This window comes from Micromonospora sp. NPDC004551, from assembly GCF_040609975.1.
Classification (GTDB): Bacteria; Actinomycetota; Actinomycetes; order Mycobacteriales; family Micromonosporaceae; genus Micromonospora.
Map to the genome: position 1 here is coordinate 26,361 of NZ_JBEXLM010000043.1, position 21,104 is coordinate 47,464.

Genomic DNA, 21,104 nt, shown 5'->3' on the forward strand with positions numbered 1-21,104 from the left:
CGGGGCCCGGCCGGGGTGAGGGAGACTCACAGCCGTGGTGACCACTCTGGCGATCGACTGCGGGGGCGGTGGGATCAAGGCCTCCGTGCTGGACGCGGCGGGGACCATGCGGGCCCGGCCGCTGCGCGTCCCCACCCCGTACCCGCTGCCGCCCGCCCTGTTCGTCAAGACGCTGCTGGATCTCGGCGGCCGGCTGCCCCCGGCGGACCGGCTCACCGTCGGCATGCCCGGCATGATCCGGCACGGCGTCGTGGTGGCCACCCCGCACTACGTGACCCGCTCCGGCCCCCGCAGCCGCGTCGACCCCGACCTGGTCGCCCAGTGGTCCGGGTACGACGCGCGCACCGCCCTGGCCGAAGCGTTCGGCATTCCGGCGCTGGTGCTCAACGACGCCGAGGTGCACGGCGCGGGCGTGGTCGCCGGGGCCGGCTGCGAGCTGGTGCTGACCCTCGGCACCGGGCTGGGCAGCGCGCTCTTCGACGGCGGGGTGCTCGCCCCGCACCTGGAGCTGTCGCACGCCCCGGTGCGCTGGAACACCACCTACGACACGTACGTCGGGGAGCCGGAACGGCGGCGCCTCGGCGACGCGTTCTGGTCGCGGCGGATCCGCCAGGTGGTGGACGGCCTGCGGCCGGTCTTCCGCTGGGACCGGCTCTACCTGGGCGGTGGCAACTCCCGCCTGATCCGGCCGGAGCAGCTGGCCCGGATGGGGGACGATGTCGTGGTCGTCCCGAACACGGCCGGAATCGTCGGTGGTGTCCGGGCCTGGGAGCTGGTCGGGGACCGGTACGACCCGACCTCCTGAGCGCGATCTTCCCCGAAGGAACACTCGCGGTACGGCTGGTGTTGTGCCAGCGTCGGAGAAAGGGCTGGCGCGACACGAGGAGGTGGGTCGAGTGGATCTTCTGGCGGAGTACCGGCGGGCGACCATGTTCTTCGAAGCGGGTGACCCGACCGGAGCGGCCCGGCTGCTCGAACCGATCGTCGAGGCCGAGCCCGGCAACTCCTCGGTACGGCAGCTGCTGGCCCGCGCGTACTTCCAGTCGGCCCAGCTCAACCGGGCCGAGGAACAGCTGCGCGAGCTGGTCGACCGGGACCCCAGCGACCACTACGCGCACCACGTGCTCGGCCGGACGCTGGAGCGGATGAACCGCCCCGCGGACGCGCTGCGGCACCTGCGTATCGCCGCGGCCATGTACTCGACCAACGCCGACTACACGGCGGCCCTGCGCCGGGTGGAGGGCAAGGTCGGCGGCCGCTGACGGTTGACGCCGAAGGGCAGCCCTCCCGGGCTGCCCTTCGGCGTACCTAGGATGGACCGGTGAAGCTCAAGCTCGATCTCCACGACATCTACAACCGGGGCTACGAGATCGACCGCGCCCTGCGGGACATCATGAACGAGGCGGTGGCCAAGAAGGCCAGCATGGTGGAGATCATCCCGGGCAAGGGCTCCGGCCAGCTGAAGAAGAAGGTGCTGCGCTTCCTCGACCAGAAGGACGTCAAGCAGCTCTATCACCGCGTCGAGAAGGACTCGAAGAACTTCGGCCGCCTCTTCGTCCACTTCCGCTGGAAGTGAGAGCCCCGGCTCCCTGAGCTGTTAGCGTCGGATCGCCAGGGGAGCTGCGGGGGTTCCGGCTGTGTTCGACGGGTTCGAAGAGTTCGACATTCCCACGTCCGGTGCGACCATCCACGGGCGTCGCGGCGGAAGCGGTCCGCCCGTTCTGCTCCTGCACGGCATTCCGGAGACGCACCTCATGTGGCATCGCGTGGCGCCGCGGCTCGCCGAGAACTACACGGTGGTCGCCACCGACCTGCGGGGCTGGGGCGACAGCGGCAAGCCGCCGAGCAGCGCCGACCACGAGCCGTACAGCATGCGGGCCATCGCCCGCGACCAGATCGAGGTCATGCGGAGCCTGGGCCACGAGCGGTTCCACCTCGTCGGCCACGATCGCGGTGCCCGGTGCGCCTACCGTCTCGCGCTCGACGCACCGGACGTCGTCACCCGGCTGGCCGTCCTGGACGTCGTTCCCATCGGCGACGTCTACGACCGTGCCGACCGGGCCTTCAGCCTCTCCTACTGGGTCTGGTCCTTCCTGGCGGCGCCGGCGCCGGTGCCGGAGCGGTTCATCGAGGCGGCGCCCGCCGTGCTCGTCGACTACATGCTCGACAACTGGCCCGAGGTGCCGGACGCGTTCCCGGCCGAGGTGCGCGCCGCGTACGTCCGGCAGTTCACCGACCCGGCCACGGTCCACGCGGTCTGCGAAGAGTTCCGCGCGGCCGCGACGGTGGACTACCAGCAGGACGAGGCGGACCGGGGCAACCGGAAGATCGGGTGCCCGGTGCTGTTCCTGTGGAGCGAACGGGGTCAGGTGGCGAAGCTCTACGACGACCCGCTCGGGATCTGGCGGGACTGGTCGGATGACGTGCGTGGCGGCCCCGTCCCGGTCGGGCACTTCATTCCGGAGGAGGCCCCCGAGGAGACCACGCGGCAGCTCCTGGAGTTCCTGGGCTAGCGCCCGGCCGGCCCGGCCGGCGCCGATCCGGGGACGCACCGCCCCGTCGGGGCCGATAATCCTGGCGGACGCAGCGTCGCCCGCGACCTGTCGTCGACGGGCGGCGGGAGGCCGGGCATGACGACCGGAGGCAGCAGCGAGCTGGTGCGCCCGCCGAACGGGTCGACCCGCGCCACCCTGCTGGAGCTGCTCTTCGACGTCGTCTTCGTGGCGGCGCTGGCGCTGGTCTCGATGCTGCTCGCGGAACGCGCCTCGTGGGCCGGCGTCGTGCCGGTCGTGATCATGCTGATGGCGGTCTGGTGGACCTGGTCGATCACCTCGACGACCACCGACTTCTACGACCCGGACCAGCTACCCATCCAGGCCATCCTGATGGTGACCATGTTCGGCGCCGTGGTGACGGCGGCGGGGCTGGCCGTCGACTCGCACGCGCTGGTCTTCGCGATCGGCTACGTGACCCCGCACCTGGTGCGCGGGGTGGTGCTGGTGACCGTGCTGCACCCGCGCCAGCGCATGGCCGAGCAGCGGGCCGCCCGCTTCCTCTTCTGGTTCGTGGTCTCCGGCTTCTTCTGGGTCGGCGGGGCGCTGCTGCCGGGCGGGTGGCCGCTGGCGCTCTGGGCCGTCGCCGTGACGATCGACTACGTCTCGGCCGGCGCCCGCTACCCGACGCCCGGTCTCGGCCGGGTGCCGCTCGGCCAGTACGAGAAGACGACCGAGCACCTGGGCGAGCGCTACCAGCAGTTCGTGATCCTGGCGCTCGGCGACGTCATCCTGGTGCCGACCCTGGAGATCAGCCGGGCCGACTTCACCCCGGCCCGGTCGGCCGCCTTCGTGACCGCCTTCGCCGCGATGCTGCTGCTCTGGCAGATCTACGTCCTGGGTGCGGGCGACATCGTGCGGGCCAACGCCCCGCGGGTGCTCCGGCGGGCGACCCGGCTGGCGCCGTACACCCACCTGGTCATGCTGGCCGGCATCGTCTGCACCGCCGCCGCCTTCGACCTGGTCGTCGAGCGGCCCACCGGCGACACGCCGCGGCGGTGGATCGCGTTGATCCTCGGCGGGCCCGCCCTCTTCCTGCTCGGCCGCACCCTGTTCACCTGGCGGATCGTCGGCACGATCCCGTGGCACCGGGTGTTCTGGCTGCTGATCCTGCTGGTCGCGATGCCGTGGGTGGGCGAGTGGCCGCCGGTGCTGGTCACCACCCTCGTCGTGTTGATGCTGGCGGGGGTGGTGACCGGCGACGCGATGGGCGGGCGGTTGACCCGTCGCCTGCTGCGGGGGCGTCCCGGCTGACCCGGGGACGGGCGCGGCGGCGAGCGTCAGCCCTCCCTGCGGACCCGGTAGGCGAGGTGGGTGACCTCCTTGCCCTGGACGACCCGGGTGGGTCCCTCCAGCTGGACCGGGGCGATCCGCAGGCCGGCGAAGAACGGGATGCCGTCGCCGAGCAGGACCGGTACGAGATCGACGTGGACCTCGTCGAGCAGGCCGGCCTCCAGCACCTGGGTCGCGATGGTGCCGCCGTTGACGCCGACCTCCTTGTCGCCGGCGAGGGTTTTCGCCCGCTCGATCGCGGCCTCGATGCCGTCGGTCACGAAGACGAACGAGTCGCCCTCCCGGTCCCAGCCCTCCGGCACCTGGTGCGTGACCACGACCACGGGCACGTCCATGGGGTGCCGTCCGCCCCAGCCGTTCGTCATATCGAACAGCCGCCGGCCGACGACGAGCGCGCCGGTCCGTCCGGTCAGCTCGCGCAGGTGTTCCGCGCTCGCCGCCGACGTGCGGAAGGTCATGTCGGGGGTGGCGGTCGCCGTCTCCACGTCGCCGTTGCCGTACCACTGGAAGAGGTGTTCGAACCCACCGTGGGACGCGTCGGCGATGTAGCCGTCCAGCGACATGGTGGCTCCGGTCGTCACCTTCGTCATCGATCTGCTCCTCGGGATCGTGGGCCTGCCTTCACCCGGGAGTAGAAGCTGGGACGCTCCTCTCGACATCCGTCCCGGAACTTCTTCAGAGGGGATCAGAGGGGATACGTCCGGGCCACCGCCAGCATCTCGGAGCTGTGTGAACCGACCACGCCGACGTCGGCGGGCCGGGGCCGGAACCCGGGCAGGCCGCTCAGCCCGTCGCTGGCGTCCATGGCCCGCAGGTTCACCTGCCCCGCCTTCGGCACCAGGGTCAGCGTGACCTCGACACCCTCCGGCGGCGGGGCGTGGAAGACGACGCCGAAGCCCCACCGTCCGCCGCGGGCCTTGACCGGCACGTCCCGCCCGGCCACGCTCGCCGAGCGCACCTGCGCCGTGGACGTGTCCACGTGCAGGGAGAGCAGCCGGACCGGTCGCTGCGGCAGCACCCGGACCCGCAGCACCCGCTGATCGCCCGAGCGGGTGTCGGAGAGGGTCTCCAGCTTCGGGGCGGGCAGGTTCGCGGCCTGGGCCGCGCCGGCCCGCAGCTCCGCGTCACCCAGCCCGGGGAAGTCGTCGGCCACGGAGACGGCGCGGTCCACGTACCCGTCGGTCCAGGGCTGGGGGTCCTCCTCGTGACTGAGCCACTGCGCCTTGCCGGTGCCCGCGTCGAGGGCGTACATGAGGTGGGTCGGCACGGGGTGCGCGGCGTCGAAGCGGTCGACGGCCAGGCCGACCCCGGCGAGCACCACGGCCGCGAGCGCGGCGGCGCCGGCGGGCAGCGTGCCGAGCCGGCGGGCCCGGAGCGCGAGCAGGCCCCGCTGGCCGCCGGCCTGCGGGTGCAGCAGGTCCACGACGGGCAGCGCGGCCAGGCCGAGCAGCACCGCGAAGAGCGCCGCCACGCCACCCATGCCCATGCCGAGCGCCGGGAAGAGCAGCACCACCGTGGGCAGCAGGATCACCACGGCGACCGCGCCGGCCAGGGTCACGGCGACCACCGGCAAGGGACCGTCGCGCCGGGTGGCCAGCGCCGCCAGGCCGGCCAGCGCGCCGGCCAGGGCGGGCAGGGTCGTCAGGTACGCGCCGCCGGGCACCAGCACGGCGAGGAGCACCCCGAACAGTGCCAGCCAGACCAGCCCACCGAAGGCCAGGGCGGCCGGGCCGGCCCAGCGGCGGGTCAGTGCGTACCAGGCGAAGAGGATCGCGGCGGCGAGCGCCACCACGGCGAGCCGGTACCAGACCGGCCGGTACGGGTCGAGCAGTTCGGCGTAGCCGGGCCGGACGGTGGTGACCGCGGTCCAGAGCAGCCACGCGCCCAGCGGCGCGGCGACGACCGGCACGAGGGCCAGCCCGACGCCGGCCACGAGCCGCCCGCTGGTGGCCCGGCCGTGCCGGCGCAGCAGTGCACCGAGCACGCCGACCGCGAGGAGGGCGGCCACGGCCAGCGGCAGGGTCAGCCAGCCGGGGTAGCGGACCAGCCCGCCGGGCACCGGGAAGTAGGTGTCGTCGTGGCCGGAGCGCAGGTCGCGCAGGTCGGTCCGGCCGAACTCGCGGGCCAGCCCGAGCGCGTTGTCACCGTGCATCTGGAGGCTGCCCCGGTTCATCGCCGCCGGCACGTCGAGCGGGGTGTGGTAGACCGCGCCCCCGTCGATGTACGCGGAGTTCAGCCCGACGAACCGGTGGTCGAGGAAGGCGGTGAAGTCGGTGTCGTTGGGCAGCGCCCGGTAGATCTCCACCGCGAAGGAGGTGCCCACCGGGTGCGGGGCGGCCCGGCCGAACGCCTCCACGAGCTTCGCGTTGTTCCGAGAGGTCTCGAACATGATCACCGGGCCGGTGGAGCCGCGCGCCTCCAGGTTGAGCACCACCCCACCGTCGGCGGCCAGGGGGTGGTCGGCGGCGAAGCCGGCGGCCCCGCACAGGCACGCCTCCTCGGCGTCGGTGAGCACCAGCACCACGTCGTTGCGCGGACGGGGGCCGGCGGCCAGCGCCCGGGCCACCTCCAGGATGGTGGACGTGCCCGCGGCGTCGTCGTTGCCACCCGGCCCGGACTGCACCGAGTCGTAGTGGGCCACCAGGAAGACCCGCCCGGTGGAGTCGGTGCCGGGCAGCCGGGCCACCACGTTGCGGACCCGGGCCAGCGTCGCGCCGCCGGCCGCCCCGCTGAGCTGCCCGGCCTCCGGTGCGACGGTGTCCTGCACCTCGGTCTCCAGGCCCAGCCCGCGCAGCACGCCCACGACGTGCTCCCGGACCCGGTCGTTAGCGGCGCTGCCCGCCACGTGCGGCCGCGCCGCGATGACCTTGACCTGCTGGTACGCCCGCTCGGCGCTGAACGCGTCCGCGGGCGCGTCGGCGGGGCGGGGCGCCGGGGTGGACAGGTCGACCAGGACGCCGGCGCCGACGGCGAGCAGCGCGGCCAGCGCGGCCAGCGCGGCGAGCAGCCGTCGGCGCGGCCGGGCCAGCGCCCGATCGGCCGGTCGGGCGCGGAACGGGCCCGGCCGGGCCGGCACGGGGCGGGTGCGGGATACGCCCACGGATGACTCCTCGGGGTGCTTCGGGGGTGGGCATCATCCTGCACCCCCGCGGCCTGCGGCGGCACTCCCACCGGCCGGTGCGCTCCGGGCCGGACGCCGGTCGCGGCGTAACATCGGGCGTTGGCCGAGCCGCTGTTGGTCGGGTGGGCCCGCTCGCCCGCCCACACCGACTCCGGTCGTGTTGTGTGCGACCGTTGTCTGATACAGGATCAGCAGGGCATTCGGAAGGAGCCCCGACATCACCAGCGAACTCCCGCGTCTCGCGGCGGTGACCCGGCCGCACCGGGGGACCGGTCTGCCCGGCGCCCCCGTCGCGCCGCAGGCCGGGCTCGGGCACCACTTCAGCGTGCCGCCCGGCGAGCGGCTGCGGGTCCTGCTGGTCGAGGACGACGAGGGTGACGCCTTCCTGGTCGGCGAGCTGCTCGCCGAGACCAACTCGATGATCGACCTGCTGGTCGCCACCAGTCTCAGCGAGGCCCGGCAGCGGGTGATGGGGGTCGACTGCGTCCTGCTCGACCTGGGCCTGCCCGACGCGCAGGGCCTGGACGGGCTGCGCCGGGTGCTGGAGATGGCCAGCGGTGCGGCCGTCTGCGTGCTCACCGGCCGCTCCGACGAGCACCTGGGCATCGTCGCGGTCGCCGAGGGCGCGCAGGACTACCTGGTCAAGGGCCAGGTCGACGGCGTCCTGCTGACCCGGGCGCTGCGTTACGCGGTGGAGCGCAAGCGCGCCGACGAGAACGCCCGCCGGCTGCGCGAGGTGGAGCTGCGCCAGGCCGAGTCGGCCCGCCTGGAGCGCGGCCTGCTGCCCCAGCCGCTCATGACCACCGACCAGGTGGCGGTGCACACCTTCTACCGCCCCGGCCGGCACGCCGCGCTGATCGGCGGTGACTTCTACGACGTGGTGCAGACCCGGCCGGACCGGATCGACCTGATCGTCGGCGACGTCTGCGGCCACGGGGTGGACGAGGCCGCCCTCGGCGTCGAGCTGCGGGTCGCCTGGCGGGCCCTGGTCCTGGCCGGGGTGCCGGACGACGAGGTGCTGCCCGCGCTGGAGCAGGTGCTCATGAGCGAGCGCCGGCTCCAGGAGATCTTCGCCACGGTGGCCACCGCCCGCCTCGACCTGGCGGCCAACCGGGCCACCGTTCGACTCGCCGGTCATCCGCCGCCGCTGCTGCTCAGCGGGGGTAAGGTCGCCCCGGTGCCGGCCCGGGGCGGTCTGCTGCTCGGCGTACGGCCGCGCCGGCCCGTTGCCTTCGACTTGGAGTTCGACACCGATGACTGGTCTCTGCTGATGTACACCGACGGCCTCATCGAGGGTCGGGTGGGCACCGGTGACGACCGGCTGGACGTGCCGGGGCTGACCGACCTGCTCGCCGACCCCGCCAACCGCGCGGTGCCCCTGGCCGAGCTGCCCGCCTGGCTGGTCGGCCGGGCCGAGCAGCTCAACGGCGGCCCGCTCGCCGACGACGTCGCGATGCTGCTGGTCACCCGCGGCGGTGGCCGGTGAGCGCGAGGAGTGAGCCGGGTCTGCGAGCCCCGCAGTCGCGAACGGAGACGGTTCGGTGAGCGCGAGGAGTGAGCCGGGTCTGCGAGCCCCGCAGTCGCGAACGGAGACGTTGCTGTGAAGGCGTACCAGCAGGGGTGGACCCTGCGACGGCGCGTCGTCGCGCTGCTCGGTGTGGTGCTGGTGCTGCTGCTCGGGCTGGCCGCGGCCGAGGCGACCCTCGCCGCGAAGAACCGGCAGAACATCGATGACGTGCTGCTCAAGACCGGCCCGTTGCGGGTCCAGGCGCAGGAGCTGATGAGCGCCCTGCTCGACCAGGAGACGGCCGTCCGGGGCTACGCGGTGAACGCCGACCGTAACGACCTGGCGCCCTACCAGGAGGGCCTGCGCCGGGAGCAGGACACCGTCGCCGAGATGCGCAAGCTGGCCGTCGACTATCCGGACGTGCTGCGCGAGGTGGCCGTCGTGGAGCAGCGGGCGGCGCAGTGGCGGTCCGCCGTCGCCGAGCCGGTGATCGCCACCACCGAGCGCAGCGGCCCGGCCGCCGGCCGGGCATTGATCACCGACCAGACCCGGCAGCAGTTCGACGGCATCCGGGCGGCGGTGAACGGCCTCCAGGACGAGATCCTGGAGGTCCGGCAGAAGACCGCCGACAAGGTCAACTCGACCAGCAACGTGCTGGTCGTTCTCCTGATCATCGCGGCCCTGGTGGTGGCGGTGGCCGGCGCGGTCCTGCTGCTCTCGCTCGACCGGATCCTGATCCGGCCGCTGGCCGGCCTGGTCAACCAGGTACGCGAGGTGGCCGAGGGCGACTACCGGCACCACATCGAGGGGTCCGGCCCGCCCGAGTTCCGCCTCCTGGCCGACGACATCGACCTCATGCGGCAGAAGATCGCCCGGGAGCTGGACGAGGTACGCGAGGCGCGGGAGCGCATCGAGTGGGTCAACAGCCAGCTCCAGAAGCAGGCCGAGGAGCTCACCCGGTCCAACCGTGACCTGGAGCAGTTCGCGTACGTCGCCTCGCACGACCTACAGGAGCCGCTGCGCAAGGTGGCCAGCTTCTGCCAGCTCCTCCAGCGGCGCTACGCCGGCCAGCTCGACGAGCGGGCCGACCAGTACATCGCGTTCGCGGTCGACGGGGCGCAGCGGATGCAGCGCCTCATCAACGACCTGCTCGCGTTCTCCCGGATCGGCCGGCTCACCACCGGCTTCACCGAGGTCGACCTCAACAAGGTGATGGGCGACGTGGCCGGGCAGACCGAGGCGGCCCGGCAGTACGCCGACGCCGAGCTGACCTGGGACCGGCTGCCGGTGATCCGCGGCGAGGAGCCGCTGCTGACCAACCTGCTGGCCAACCTGGTCAGCAACTCGATCAAGTTCCGCCGGCCGGACGTGCCGCCGAAGGTGCACGTCTCGGCGCGGCTGGTCGACGACGAGTGGGAGATCAGCTGCCGGGACAACGGCATCGGGATCGAGCCGGAGTTCGCCGACAAGATCTTCGTGATCTTCCAGCGGCTGCACTCGAAGGACGCCTACCCGGGCACCGGCATCGGGCTGGCCATCGTCAAGAAGATCGTGGAGTACCACGGCGGCCGGGTCTGGGTGGACACCGACAGCACGGAGGGCACCACGATCCGATTCACCCTCCCGGCCCTGCCCGAGGACGTCGCGGCGGCGCGGGCGGCGGAGCCGGACGCGGTCGAGGAGCCGGCCGGGGACGCCGAGGCGACCGGGGACGGGGACGGTGCCGAGGACGCCGCGGTGAGCGTGGCGCGGCAGCCGGACGGCCCGGCACGGGAAGAGACGCCCGAGGGGGCGGCCCCAGACGGTACAACGGGTGGCATGAAGGAGACGGTGGGATGACCGCGCCGGCGGACGGCAAGAGCCCGATCGAGGTCCTGCTCGTCGAGGACGACCCGGGCGACGTGCTGATGACCCAGGAGGCGTTCGAGGAGCACAAGCTCCGCAACCGCCTCACGGTCGTCTCGGACGGCGCCGAGGCGCTGGCCTACCTGCGCCGCGAGGGCCAGTACGGCGACGCCGTGACCCCCGACCTGATCCTGCTCGACCTGAACCTGCCCCGCCGGGACGGCCGGGAGGTGCTGGAGGAGATCAAGAAGGACGAGCAGCTCTGCCGGATCCCGGTCGTGGTGCTCACCACCTCCCAGGCCGACGAGGACATCCTGCGCAGCTACCAGCTGCACGCCAACGCCTACGTGACCAAGCCGGTGGACTTCGAGCGCTTCATCTCGGTGGTCCGCCAGATCGACGAGTTCTTCGTCAGCGTGGTCAAGCTGCCGCCGCGTGGCTGAGCCGCTGCTGGAGGAGGTCGGCGCGCTGCTGCGGGAGGCCGCGGCCGACATCGTGGTGCCGCTGTTCCGCCGCCTCGACGACGCCGACATCTCCGAGAAGGCTCCCGGCGAGGTGGTCACCGTCGCCGACCGGAAGGCCGAGGCGCTGATCTCCGCCGGGCTGCGGGCGCTGCGCCCCGGCTCGGTGGTGGTCGGTGAGGAGGCGGTCGCCGAGGACCCGGCCCTGCTGCGGCACCTGCGCGGCGGCGGTGACGTCTGGCTGGTCGACCCGGTGGACGGTACCTCCAACTTCGCCGCCGGCCGCCGTCCGTTCGCCCTGATGGTGGCGCTGCTGACCGACGGGGCGCCGGCCGCCTCCTGGGTCTACGATCCGCTCGACGGCACGCTGGCCACCTGCCGGGTGGGCGACGGCACCCGGCTGGACGGCACGCCGGTGCGCACCGCCGGGCGGGAGCCGGAGGTGGGCGCGCTCCGCGGCACCGCGATGACGCGCTTCCTGCCCCCGGACTTCCGGCGGAGAGTGGAGGCGGGCGGCGAGCGGCTCGGCGAGCTGCTGCCCGGCCAGCACTGCGCCGGCCGGGAATACCTGGACATCCTCACGGGCGCGCAGCAGTTCGTGCTCTTCTGGCGCACCCTGCCCTGGGACCACGCCCCCGGCACCCTGCTGGTGCGGGAGGCCGGCGGGGTGGCCCGTCGCTTCGACGGCACCGACTACCACCCGGCCGACGAGGGCCGGGGCCTGCTGGTCGCGGCCAGCGAGGAGACCTGGGAAGAGGTCCGGGCCGCCCTGCTGGACGGCTGACCGAGCGGTCCGCGACCGCCGCGGCACGCTCCGTCGACGAACCGCGTCGTCCGAGGTCGGGGGCAATGCGCGGGGTCCGCGGTCCGGTATCGTGACCGGCGGTCTCCGCCAGCAGGCCGCCGCCCGGCGCCGGCGGAGCCGCCGCCGCGCAAGGTCGACTCGGGGGCCGGCGGTCGACGGAAGGACCTCACGTGCCCAGGACCAGGCTCACCCGCCGGCCCGTCCGCCGGTCGTTGCTCGCCCTGCTCGCCGCGATGGCCCTGCTGCTGGGCGCGGGCCTCGCCCCCGGCACGGCGGCCGCGGCCGCGCCCACCCCGAACGCCCCCGACGAGGGCGGCAGCAAGCAGCTCCGCGAGGCCCTGGAGGCGGCCGCGAAGGGGCACATCGAGGCCAAGAACCGGCTCGACAACTCCAAGCGTCGCCAGGTCGCGCTGGCCAACCAGCTCAAGCAGGTCGAGGTCCGCCTCGTCGAGCTGTCCGCGCAGGTCGGCGAGGTGGCCGCGCAGTCCTACCGGCTGGGCCGGCTGACCCCGGTGTCGATGCTGCTGGCCAGCTCCGACCCGAACGCCTTCCTCAAGCGGGCCGCCGAGCTGGATGTGATGGCCCAGCGGGACAGCAAGCGGCTGCACGACCTCAACGAGGCGAAGGCCCAGGCCGCCGAGGCGAAGGTGGCCATCGACACCGAGGTGCGGGAGCAGAAGAAGCAGCTCGCCGTGCTGGCCAAGAAGAAGCGGGACGCCGAGGTGGCCCTCGCCAAGGTCAGCTCCGGTGCCGGCTCCGGTTTCAGCGGCGGCTCGTCGTCGGCCAAGCCGGCGCCGCGCAACCCGGACGGCTCGTGGCCGTCGGAGTCCTGCTCGGTGAACGACCCGACGCCGGCCGACGGCTGCATCACCCCGCGCACGCTGCACATGCTCGAACAGGCCAAGGCGGCCGGTTACAAGCGCTACGCCTCCTGCCACCGCAGCGGTGGCGGTGGCGAGCACCCCAAGGGCCGGGCCTGCGACTTCGCCGCCGCCACCAACGGCTTCGAGGACGTCTCGGCCACCGGCGGCGACAAGGCGTACGGGGACAGCCTCGCCAGCTGGGCCAAGAACAACGCCAGCCGGCTCGGCATCATGTACGTCATCTGGTACCGGCAGATCTGGATGCCGAACACCGGCTGGCGGGCGTACAGCGGGGGCGGCAGTCCCGCCGCGGACCACACAAACCATGTTCACATCTCGATGTACTGACCTCTCGGTCGCGGAACGCTGCGTAGCATCGCCACGGTGAGCAGCACATCGTCCGACGTCGTTGCGGAGCCGGCGCCGAGCGCGCCGGTCCCGCCCCGGGCCCTGCCGAACGGGCTCGCCGCGTTCCTGGTCTTCCTCTCCAGCGGGGCGGTGCTGGTGCTGGAGACGGTCTCGCTCCGCCTGGTCGGCCCCTACGTCGGGGTCACCCTCCAGGTGACCAGCTCGGTGATCGGCATGGCACTGGGCGCCATCGCGTACGGGGCGTGGATGGGTGGCTGGCTGGCCGACCGGCGGGATCCGCGCACCCTGCTCGCCCCGGCCCTGGTGCTGGCCGGCATCGCCACCGCGGTCACCCTGTCGGTCGTCCGCTACGCCGGTGAGGCCCTGCGCGGCGGCGCGGCGAGCGCGGTCCTCCTGCTGACCGCGCTGGCGGTGCTGCTGCCGGCGGCGTTGCTGGCCGGGGTCACCCCGCTCGTGGTGAAGCTCCAGCTCGCCGACCTGCGCCGCACCGGGCAGGTGGTCGGCCGGCTGTCCGGCATCGGCACCCTGGGCGGCATCACGGCCACCCTGGTCACCGGCTTCGTACTGGTGGCGGCGCTGCCCAGCACGGTCATCGTGCTGGCGCTGGCCGGCGTGCTGGGGGTGACCGGGCTGGTGCTCGGGGCGTACCTGCGCCGGCAGGCCGGGGCGGCGCTGCCCGGTCCGGCCCGCGCCAAGGCGGCCCTGGCGGTGCTCGGCCTCGCCGCGGCCGGCCTCTCCGCGGTCGCCCCGAACCCGTGCGACGTGGAGACCGCCTACCACTGCGCCCGGGTCGAGGTGGACGGGCAGTGGGCGCAGGGGCGCACGCTCTACCTCAACTCCGCCGAGCACTCCTACGTCGACCTGGCCGACCCGACTCACCTGAAGTACGCGTACACCCAGTGGATCGGCCTGGTCGCGGACCTGGCGCGGCCGGCGAAGCAGCCGATGGACGCGCTGCACCTGGGCGGCGGCGGCTTCACCGTGCCGCGCTACCTGGCCGCGACCCGCCCGGGCAGCGACAACCTCGTCTTCGAGATCGACGGCGGCCTGGTCGACCTGGACCGGCGGGAGCTGGGCGTGCGCACCGGGCCGCAGCTGCGCGCCCGGGTGGGGGACGCCCGGGTGCTGCTCGGCGCCGAGCCCACGGACAGCCGTGACTTCATCGTCGGCGACGCCTTCGGCCACCTGGTGGTGCCCTGGCACCTGGCCACCCGGGAGATGGCCGCCGACATCCGCCGGGTGCTCCGCCCGGACGGGATCTACGTGCAGAACGTGATCGACTATCCGCCGGACCGGTTCATCCGGGCCGAGCTGGCCACCGTGGCGGCCGAGTTCCGCCACGTCGCGCTGATCGCCCCGCCTGGTGCCATCGCCGGGCAGCACGGTGCGAACTTCCTCATCGTGGCCTCGGACGCGCCGCTGCCGCTGGCCGACGTGCCGGCCCGGATGCGGCTCCTGCCGGAGCCGGCGAAGCTGCTGGACGGCCCGAAGGTGACCGCGTTCGTCGGTGACGCGCTGGTGCTCACCGACGACTACGCGCCGGTGGACCAGCTCCTCGCGACCGCCTGATCGGGTGACTTCCCTGACCGATTTCGACCGGTGAGGTGTACGAGGGCCACCCCCGGGCAACTGGACCGACCATGGGTGCAGCGGTCAGGAACGGCGCGCAGCTGCTCGGCGAGCGGTACCGGCTGGTCGAGCAGCTCGGCGCGGGGGGCATGTCGGTCGTCTGGCGCGGCTACGACGAGGTGCTGGGTCGGCAGGTGGCGATCAAGGTGCTGGCCTCGCGGCTGGCCAGTGACAAGGCGTTCCGGCACCGCATCCGGATAGAGGCGCAGGCCGCCGCGCGGCTCTGCCACCCCAACATCACCAACGTGTACGACTACGGGGAGTCCGAGCAGGTCGGGCTGACCGTCCCGTACGTCGTGATGGAGCTGGTCGACGGCGGGCCGCTGAGCAGCCGGCTCGGCCGGGGCGGGCAGCTGCCCTGGCGGGAGGCGATGACGATCGGCGCGGAGGTGGCGTCCGCGCTGGCCGCCGCGCACGCCCGGGGCGTCGTGCACCGGGACGTCACGCCCGGCAACGTCATGCTCACCTCGACCGGGGTGAAGGTCGTCGACTTCGGCATCTCGGCACTGGTGGGCGAGAGCGAGAAGGGCCCGGACGGCGCGCTGCTGGGCACGCCCGCCTACCTGGCTCCGGAGCGGCTCGACAACGGTCAGGTCTCCCCGGCCACCGACGTCTACGCGGTCGGCCTGCTGCTCTACCGGATGCTCACCGGCCGGCTGCCCTGGCAGGCGAACACCACCACGCAGATGCTCCGCGCCCACATGTACAACGAGCCGGACCCGATGCCGCCCGTGGTGGGACTCCCCGACGAGGTCGCCGAGCTGGTCCGGCGCTGCCTGGCCAAGCGCCCCGCGGACCGCCCGGCCACCGCCGAGGTGGCCCGTACGCTCGCCGACGCCGCCGGGATCGCGGCGATCGTGCCGGTCTCCCCGGCGCTCGGCCAGTTCGACCCGGCGCTGACGGAGAACGCCGGCACCACCATCCTGCCCTGGTCGTCGGCGACCGACGCGCTGCCCTTCTCGGCGATCCGCACGAAGACCCGCAGGGCCGCCGCCCGCCGGCGCAAGGTGGAGGCCGGGGTGGCCGCCGCGGGCCTGATCGCGGTCACCGCCACCCTGTGGGGAGTCACCTCGAAGAGCCCGGCCAGCGGCGGGGTGGAGCCGACCGAGGCCCGGATCGGGCTGCCCGAGCCGACCCCCTGCGCGGTCGACTATGCGCTGCGCCGCGACTCCGGCACGGACTTCACGGCGGACCTGACCCTCACCAACACCGGCAACCGCGAGCTGCGGGACTGGACCATGACCTTCACCTTCCCGGGCCGGCAGAAGGTCGGCACGGCCCAGCCGACCGTGCGCCAGCAGGGCAACGACGTGCTGCTCCGGCCGCCGGCCACCGGTGCCAGGCTGGCGCCCGGCGCCTCGACGAAGGTCTCGCTGACGGGCAGCTACACCGGGAGCAACCCGCTGCCGGTGGAGTTCAAGGTCGACGGGAGCACCTGCGGCGTGCAGGTGGCCGGCGTCGCCGGGTCCGCGCCGACCACGGCGCCGCCGGCGCCCGCCAGACCGCCTGCCAAGGCACCCGCCAAGGCACCTGCCAAGGCGCCGACGAAGGCCGCCGCGAAGACCTCCGGTAAGGCCAAGCCCGACAGGTCCGCCAAGGGCAAGGACGGTGGTAAGGGAAAAGGCAGGTAGACCGGCCGAAGGGCGGTGGGCACGGCGGTAAGGGCAAGAAGAGGTGACGGTCAACCGAGCGCGGCGAACTGCTGCACCCGGTCGATCGAACCTTCCACGATGAGCACGCTGTCCGCCTGGAGGACGGTGTCCGGGGCCGCGTAGCGGAACGGTTCGCCGGGGGGCTTCGCGCCGACCACCATCACCCCGAACCGGTCGGTCGGGGCCAGCTCGCTCAGCGACCGGCCGACCAGCGAGGCGGGCGTCCGGACCTTGGCGATCGCGAAGTCGTGGCCGAACTCCATGAAGTCGAGCATCCGGCTGACGATCAGGTGCGCCACCCGTTCGCCGGTCTCGGCCTCCGGGAAGATGACATGGTGCGCGCCCACCGAGTTCAGGATCTTCGCGTGCTTCTCCGAGGTGGCCCGCGCCCAGATCTGCGGGATGGCCAGCTCCGTGAGGGCCAGCACGGTGAGCACGCTCGCCTCGACCGACGCGCCGATGGCCACGACCACCCGGCGGAAGTCGGCGACGCCCAGTTGGCGCAGCACGCTCTCCTCGGTGGTGTCCGCCTGCACCACCCGGTCCAGCCGCGACGCCCAGTGCTGTACCCGGTCCTGTTCGTGGTCGATGGCGAGCACGTCCTGGTCGAGTTGCAGCAGCGAGCCGGCCAGCCGGGAGCCGAACCGGCCCAGGCCGATCACCACGACGCTGCTGTCGTCCGTCCTCCTAGCCGACAATGGGTTGCTCCTCCGGGTAGCGGTACAGGTGTCGCCGGGTGTTCAACGCGATCGCGGACCCGAGGGTGAGCGGCCCGACCCGGCCGATGAACATCAGCACGATGAGCACGTACTTGCCGGGTTGCGACAGCTCCGGGGCCAGGCCCGTGGAGAGCCCGGTGGTGCTGAACGCGGAGGTCACCTCGAAGACCGCGGCGAAGTTGCGCAGGTTCTCGGTGAACAGGATCAGCAGGACCGTGCCGAGGACCACCAGCGCCACGCTCAGCAGCGTCACGGTGAGCGCCTGGCGCTGGCTGGCCGTGGCGACCCTCCGGCCACCCACGTTCACGTCCGGCTCGCCCCGCAGTTCGGCCCAGATCACGAACCCGAGCAGGAAGAAGGTGGAGACCTTGATGCCGCCCGCGGTGCTCGCGCTGCCGCCGCCGATGAACATGAGCACGATGAGCAGCGGGTAGCTCTGGCTGCTGAGTCGGTCCACGTTGATCACGTCGAAGCCGCCAGTGCGGCTCAGCGCGATCTGGGTGAACGATGCCAGCACCTTGCCGGGGCCGTCGTACGCGCCGATGGTGGCCGGGTTGGCCCACTCGGCGAGCAGCAGGAAGACGAAGCCCAACGCGATCAGCACGACGCTGCCCCAGATGGTCAGCTTGGTGGCGACCGCCCAGCGGTCCGGCCTCCGCCACTCCCGGACGGCCTCGAACAGCGCCGGGAAGCCGAGGCCGCCGATGATCGCGCCGAGGCCCAGTGGGAGCGCGACCCATGGGTCGCGGGAGAAGGCGACCAGCCCGTCCGAGTAGAGGGTGAAGCCGCCGTTGTTGAACGCCTGGATCGCGTGGAAGGCGGCGAACCAGAGTGCCCGCCCCGGTGGATAGTCGTAGACCAGCCAGAGCCGTCCGGTGATCACCGCGGTCATCACCGCCTCGGTGGCGAAGACCGTCGCGACGATCCGGACCAGCAGCCAGCGGACGTCGCCGAGGCCGAATTCGGCGGTCTCCGCCTGCACCAGCAGCCGGTTGCGCAGGCCGAGCTGCCGGGAGACCACGAGGATCACCAGCGCCGCGACGGTCAGGATGCCCAGGCCGCCGAGCTGGGTGAGCACGGTGATCATGGCCAGGCCGAACTCGTTCCAGTAGTTCGGCGTGTCGTTGACCGCGAGGCCGGTGACCGAGACGGCCGAGGTCGAGGTGAACAGCGCCGTGACGAACGGGGTGTAGCGGCTCTCGCTGGTGGCCCAGGGCAGCATCAGCAGGCCGGTGCCGAGCAGGATCACCGCCAGGAACCCGAACGGCACCAGCCGTACGGGGTTCCGGAGCAGGCGGCGCACCAGGTCATCTTCCGTCCGGAGATTCACCGGCAGGTCAGGAACCGACCAACTGCCGGCCAACCGGACCCGGTCTGCTGTGCGTACCCCTCGACGACAGGAGACGGCGTTGCGACGTACCCTTTCCGCCCTCGGCGTGGCCGGCGCGCTTCTCGCGGCGGCCGTGGTGGCCCCGGCGGTGGCCGCCCAGGCCGATCCGGAACCTCGCGCCGAGCGTTCCCGCGCGGTCCAGCGGCCCATCGTGATCGGGCACCGGGGCGCCAGCGGCTACCGTCCCGAGCACACCCTTGAGGCCTACCGCCTGGCCATCCGTCAGGGCGCCGACTTCATCGAGCCGGACCTGGTCTCGACGAAGGACGGCGTGCTGGTCGCCCGGCACGAGAACGAGATATCGGGCACCACCGACGTGGCCGCCCACCCGGAGTTCGCCGCGCGGAAGGCGACGAAGACCATCGACGGCGTCGCGGTCACCGGCTGGTTCACCGAGGACTTCACCCTGGCCGAGCTGCGGACGCTGCGCGCCAAGGAGCGGCTGCCCCAGGTGCGGGTGACCAACGCCGCCTTCGACGGGAAGCTCCCGGTGCCGACCTTCCAGGAGGTCATCGACCTGGCCCGCGCCGAGTCGAAGGCCCGGGGCCGCACCATCGGCGTGTACCCGGAGACCAAGCACCCCAGCTACTTCGCCTCGATCGGGCTGGCGCTGGAGGAGCCGCTGGTCGCCACGCTCAAGGCCAACAAGCTGACCCACCGCGGGGACCCGGTCTTCGTGCAGAGCTTCGAGACCGCCAACCTGCGCAAGCTCGACCGGATGATCGACGTGCGGCTCGTGCAGCTCATGGACGCGACCGGCGCGCCCTACGACTTCACCGCCACCGGCGACCCGCGCCGCTACGCCGACCTGGCCACCGCCGCGGGCCTGGCCTGGGTGGCGGAGTACGCCGACGGCGTCGGCCTGAACAAGAACCTGATCGTCCCCCGCGACGCCGCCGGCAAGCTGCTCGCGCCCACCTCGGTGATCCAGGACGCGCACCGGGTGAAGCTGCTGGTGCACGCCTGGACCTTCCGCGCCGAGAACCAGTTCCTGCCGGTCGACTTCCGGATCGGCGCCGACCCGAACGCCCGCGGCGACATCACCGCCGAGTACGAGCTCTTCTACGGCCTGGGCCTCGACGGCGCCTTCGCCGACCAGCCCGACACGGCCGTGGCGGCGCGCGCGGGACTCTGACCGGCGTCCGCGCCGGGGCGGCTCGGGCCCCGGCGCGGCGCCTCCGTCTGCGTGCACCTTCGTCGCTGCCCTCCTGCTGCCCGGTTCCGTCCCGCGTCACGTCGGTGAGTGGAACGCCCGGGTGTCTCCACGGTCCGGACACACCCGTGGTGTTCCACCGACCGATCCGGCCCGGGTGTGGGTTCTCTCGCTGCGCTGGCGGGTGACGCCCGTCTTCACCAACCGGGGAGGTGGGTGTGGGCCGCTACGAACTTGATGACGTGGATGGATCGGACGGACCGCGAGATCCTGACCGTGCCGGTGTCGCCGGTGCCGGTTCTCAGGCCGGGGCGGGCACGGAAGGGGTGAGTGAGTCGTTCACGACATCAGGTTCGTAGCGGCTCGAGAGAGTGACAGCGCTCGCGAGGCCGTGTCCATGGGGACGCCGTAGGGCCCGGCGCTTCGCCCGTTCCATCGTCCGGGGGATTCGTGTCCGCTTTGCGTAACATGTCCCATTAATGGTCGTTTCGACCCGTGTCAAGGATTCACGACACGGGGGATGTACATGAGAAAGACCTCTGCGCCGAGCAGGCGAGCGAGCATCGGCGTGCGCCTGGGAGCTTTCGGCCTGCTGGCCGGCGCCCTGCTGCTGGGTGGCACGCCGGCCCTGGCCGCCCAGACGATCAGTATCGATCCGGACGACGTGCCGACGAGGGCGGCGGACGCCCCCCAGTTCTGCTATCCGGGCGGCGGGCCCTTCCCGGACGAGGAGACCTGGGTGTTCGACCTGTCCGGCGACCCGGAGACCAGCGGTGTCTTCCAGTCGCTGTCGACGACCTTCAGCACCCCCGGGGGCACCGTCACGCGGCCGATCCCCGGCTCGGCGAACAGCGAGATCGTCGACTTCGAGGGAGTGAGCCGGGCGTTCATCCGGCTGCCGGCCGACTGGACCCTCACCGGCGCCACCGCGGTGATCTCGGGGGCGGCCGAGAACTTCGTGCTCGCCCACACCTGCGCCGCCTCCGACGACCCAGGGGGTCCGGGGGACCCGGGTGATCCGGGCGATCCCGGGGATCCAGGCGACCCCGGCTACCCGGGCTACCCCGGCCACCCCGGGGAGCAGCAGGTCAGCCTGTCCATCGACAAGAAGGCGCGGGTCGAGTCGGACTGCCACGAGGAGTGCGCGAACGACGGCTTCGCGGCGAAGGGCGACAAGATCTTCTACACCTACCGCGTGGCCAACACCGGAACGGTGAAGATCACCGACGTCAAGGTGGACGACCCGACCGCCGGGTACGTGCACTGCAACGACACGACGCTGGCACCGGGCACCAGTACCGACTGCCACGCCGTCAAGCCGTATGTGGTGAGCTGGGCCGACGTGAAGGAGGGCAAGGTGGTGAACACCGCCCGGGCGAGCGGCCGGTACCGCGACCGGACCGTGGTGTCCGACCCGGCCACCGTCACGATCTGCATCCGCGACGGCAAGTTCGACCACCGCAAGCACGGCAAGGACGATGACAACGACCACAAGGGCGGCTGGGACGGCAAGGGTGGCAAGCCCGAGCTGCCGGTCACCGGAGACAGCGTGGCCCCGACCCTCTCCCTGGGCGGCGGCCTCCTGGCGGCCGGCGGCCTCCTGATCGGGCTCAGCCGGCTGCGCCGGAGGGCACGTCTCGAGGTCTGACCCGTACCCGATCGTGGCGGCCCGGCGGAGCGCTCGCGGGGAAGGCCGCCGGGCTGGCTGCCGCCGACACCGGGGTGCTGCTCGACGTGCGGGCCGC

At 72.8% G+C, this 21,104-nt stretch carries 18 protein-coding genes; 14 read left to right on the forward strand and 4 right to left on the reverse strand.

What is annotated here, in order from left to right:
- The first annotated feature begins 34 nt into the window (after positions 1–34).
- The 5 genes from ABZW14_RS31440 (at position 35) to ABZW14_RS31460 (ending at position 3,806) form a co-directional block, all read left to right on the forward strand.
- Positions 35–805, forward strand: coding sequence for an ROK family protein (locus ABZW14_RS31440; RefSeq protein ID WP_355353877.1), 771 nt, complete (start codon positions 35–37; stop codon positions 803–805).
- 91 nt (positions 806–896) lie between these two features.
- Positions 897–1,262, forward strand: a complete 366-nt coding sequence (locus ABZW14_RS31445) for a tetratricopeptide repeat protein (protein WP_091262954.1) — start codon at positions 897–899, stop codon at positions 1,260–1,262.
- A gap of 59 nt (positions 1,263–1,321) precedes the next feature.
- Positions 1,322–1,576 carry a Smr/MutS family protein gene (locus tag ABZW14_RS31450; protein ID WP_212831464.1) on the forward strand — a complete coding sequence of 85 codons (255 nt, stop codon included), beginning with the start codon at positions 1,322–1,324 and terminating at the stop codon, positions 1,574–1,576.
- Between the two features lie 61 nt (positions 1,577–1,637).
- Positions 1,638–2,513, forward strand: a complete 876-nt coding sequence (locus ABZW14_RS31455; RefSeq protein ID WP_355353881.1) for an alpha/beta hydrolase — start codon at positions 1,638–1,640, stop codon at positions 2,511–2,513.
- A gap of 117 nt (positions 2,514–2,630) precedes the next feature.
- The gene (locus ABZW14_RS31460) at positions 2,631–3,806 is read left to right on the forward strand and encodes a low temperature requirement protein A (protein ID WP_355353884.1); all 1,176 of its coding nucleotides are present in this window, start codon (positions 2,631–2,633) and stop codon (positions 3,804–3,806) included.
- A gap of 26 nt (positions 3,807–3,832) precedes the next feature.
- Here ABZW14_RS31460 and ABZW14_RS31465 read toward each other — a convergent pair whose 3' ends face one another.
- A complete protein-coding gene (locus ABZW14_RS31465) occupies positions 3,833–4,435 on the reverse strand; it encodes a dihydrofolate reductase family protein (RefSeq protein ID WP_355353887.1) in 603 nt (200 codons plus the stop codon).
- Positions 4,436–4,530: 95 nt separating this feature from the next.
- Positions 4,531–6,945, reverse strand: a complete 2,415-nt coding sequence (locus ABZW14_RS31470) for a M28 family peptidase (RefSeq protein ID WP_355353890.1) — start codon at positions 6,943–6,945, stop codon at positions 4,531–4,533.
- A gap of 268 nt (positions 6,946–7,213) precedes the next feature.
- Here ABZW14_RS31470 and ABZW14_RS31475 point away from each other — a divergent pair, with 268 nt between their 5' ends.
- From ABZW14_RS31475 to ABZW14_RS31505, 7 genes are all read left to right on the forward strand, one after another.
- Positions 7,214–8,452 carry a fused response regulator/phosphatase gene (locus ABZW14_RS31475; RefSeq protein WP_355353893.1) on the forward strand — a complete coding sequence of 413 codons (1,239 nt, stop codon included), beginning with the start codon at positions 7,214–7,216 and terminating at the stop codon, positions 8,450–8,452.
- Between the two features lie 114 nt (positions 8,453–8,566).
- Positions 8,567–10,312 (forward strand): ATP-binding protein, encoded by a 1,746-nt coding sequence (locus tag ABZW14_RS31480; protein ID WP_355353896.1) that lies wholly within the window; start codon positions 8,567–8,569, stop codon positions 10,310–10,312.
- On the forward strand, positions 10,309–10,761 hold the full coding sequence (locus tag ABZW14_RS31485; RefSeq protein ID WP_091262935.1) for a response regulator: 453 nt from the start codon (positions 10,309–10,311) through the stop codon (positions 10,759–10,761). Before ABZW14_RS31480 ends, ABZW14_RS31485 begins: the two co-directional genes overlap by 4 nt.
- On the forward strand, positions 10,754–11,563 hold the full coding sequence (locus ABZW14_RS31490; RefSeq protein WP_355353899.1) for an inositol monophosphatase family protein: 810 nt from the start codon (positions 10,754–10,756) through the stop codon (positions 11,561–11,563). Before ABZW14_RS31485 ends, ABZW14_RS31490 begins: the two co-directional genes overlap by 8 nt.
- 191 nt (positions 11,564–11,754) lie before the next feature.
- A complete protein-coding gene (locus ABZW14_RS31495; RefSeq protein WP_355353902.1) occupies positions 11,755–12,795 on the forward strand; it encodes a hypothetical protein in 1,041 nt (346 codons plus the stop codon).
- A 36-nt stretch (positions 12,796–12,831) separates the two neighbouring features.
- Entirely contained in the window at positions 12,832–14,385 is a 1,554-nt protein-coding gene (locus ABZW14_RS31500) for a fused MFS/spermidine synthase (RefSeq protein WP_355353905.1), read from the forward strand.
- 71 nt (positions 14,386–14,456) lie between these two features.
- Complete coding sequence (locus tag ABZW14_RS31505; protein WP_355353908.1) at positions 14,457–16,076, forward strand: serine/threonine-protein kinase; 1,620 nt, start codon at positions 14,457–14,459, stop codon at positions 16,074–16,076.
- A gap of 50 nt (positions 16,077–16,126) precedes the next feature.
- On the opposite strand, the gene ABZW14_RS31510 is transcribed toward ABZW14_RS31505, so the two are convergent.
- Together ABZW14_RS31510 and ABZW14_RS31515 are read right to left on the reverse strand one after the other, a co-directional pair.
- Positions 16,127–16,795: a TrkA family potassium uptake protein gene (locus tag ABZW14_RS31510; RefSeq protein ID WP_355353911.1), complete on the reverse strand. Its 669-nt coding sequence runs from the start codon at positions 16,793–16,795 to the stop codon at positions 16,127–16,129.
- Entirely contained in the window at positions 16,785–18,119 is a 1,335-nt protein-coding gene (locus ABZW14_RS31515) for a potassium transporter TrkG (protein ID WP_355353913.1), read from the reverse strand. The genes ABZW14_RS31510 and ABZW14_RS31515 overlap by 11 nt, the downstream gene beginning before the upstream one ends.
- 106 nt (positions 18,120–18,225) lie before the next feature.
- Between ABZW14_RS31515 and ABZW14_RS31520 the strand changes: the two genes are divergently transcribed.
- Both ABZW14_RS31520 and ABZW14_RS31525 read left to right on the forward strand, forming a co-directional pair.
- Positions 18,226–19,341 (forward strand): glycerophosphodiester phosphodiesterase, encoded by a 1,116-nt coding sequence (locus ABZW14_RS31520; RefSeq protein WP_355353916.1) that lies wholly within the window; start codon positions 18,226–18,228, stop codon positions 19,339–19,341.
- A gap of 586 nt (positions 19,342–19,927) precedes the next feature.
- Positions 19,928–21,007 carry an LPXTG cell wall anchor domain-containing protein gene (locus tag ABZW14_RS31525; protein WP_355353918.1) on the forward strand — a complete coding sequence of 360 codons (1,080 nt, stop codon included), beginning with the start codon at positions 19,928–19,930 and terminating at the stop codon, positions 21,005–21,007.
- The last annotated feature ends 97 nt before the right edge of the window (positions 21,008–21,104 follow it).

Bases quoted from the DNA above. Each gene is read 5' to 3' on its own strand.
- ABZW14_RS31505 (WP_355353908.1), top strand. From the start codon at position 14,457: ATGGGTGCAGCGGTCAGGAACGGCGCGCAGCTGCTCGGCGAGCGGTAC.
- ABZW14_RS31485 (WP_091262935.1), top strand. From the start codon at position 10,309: ATGACCGCGCCGGCGGACGGCAAGAGCCCGATCGAGGTCCTGCTCGTC.
- ABZW14_RS31460 (WP_355353884.1), top strand. From the start codon at position 2,631: ATGACGACCGGAGGCAGCAGCGAGCTGGTGCGCCCGCCGAACGGGTCG.
- ABZW14_RS31465 (WP_355353887.1), bottom strand. From the start codon at position 4,435: ATGACGAAGGTGACGACCGGAGCCACCATGTCGCTGGACGGCTACATC.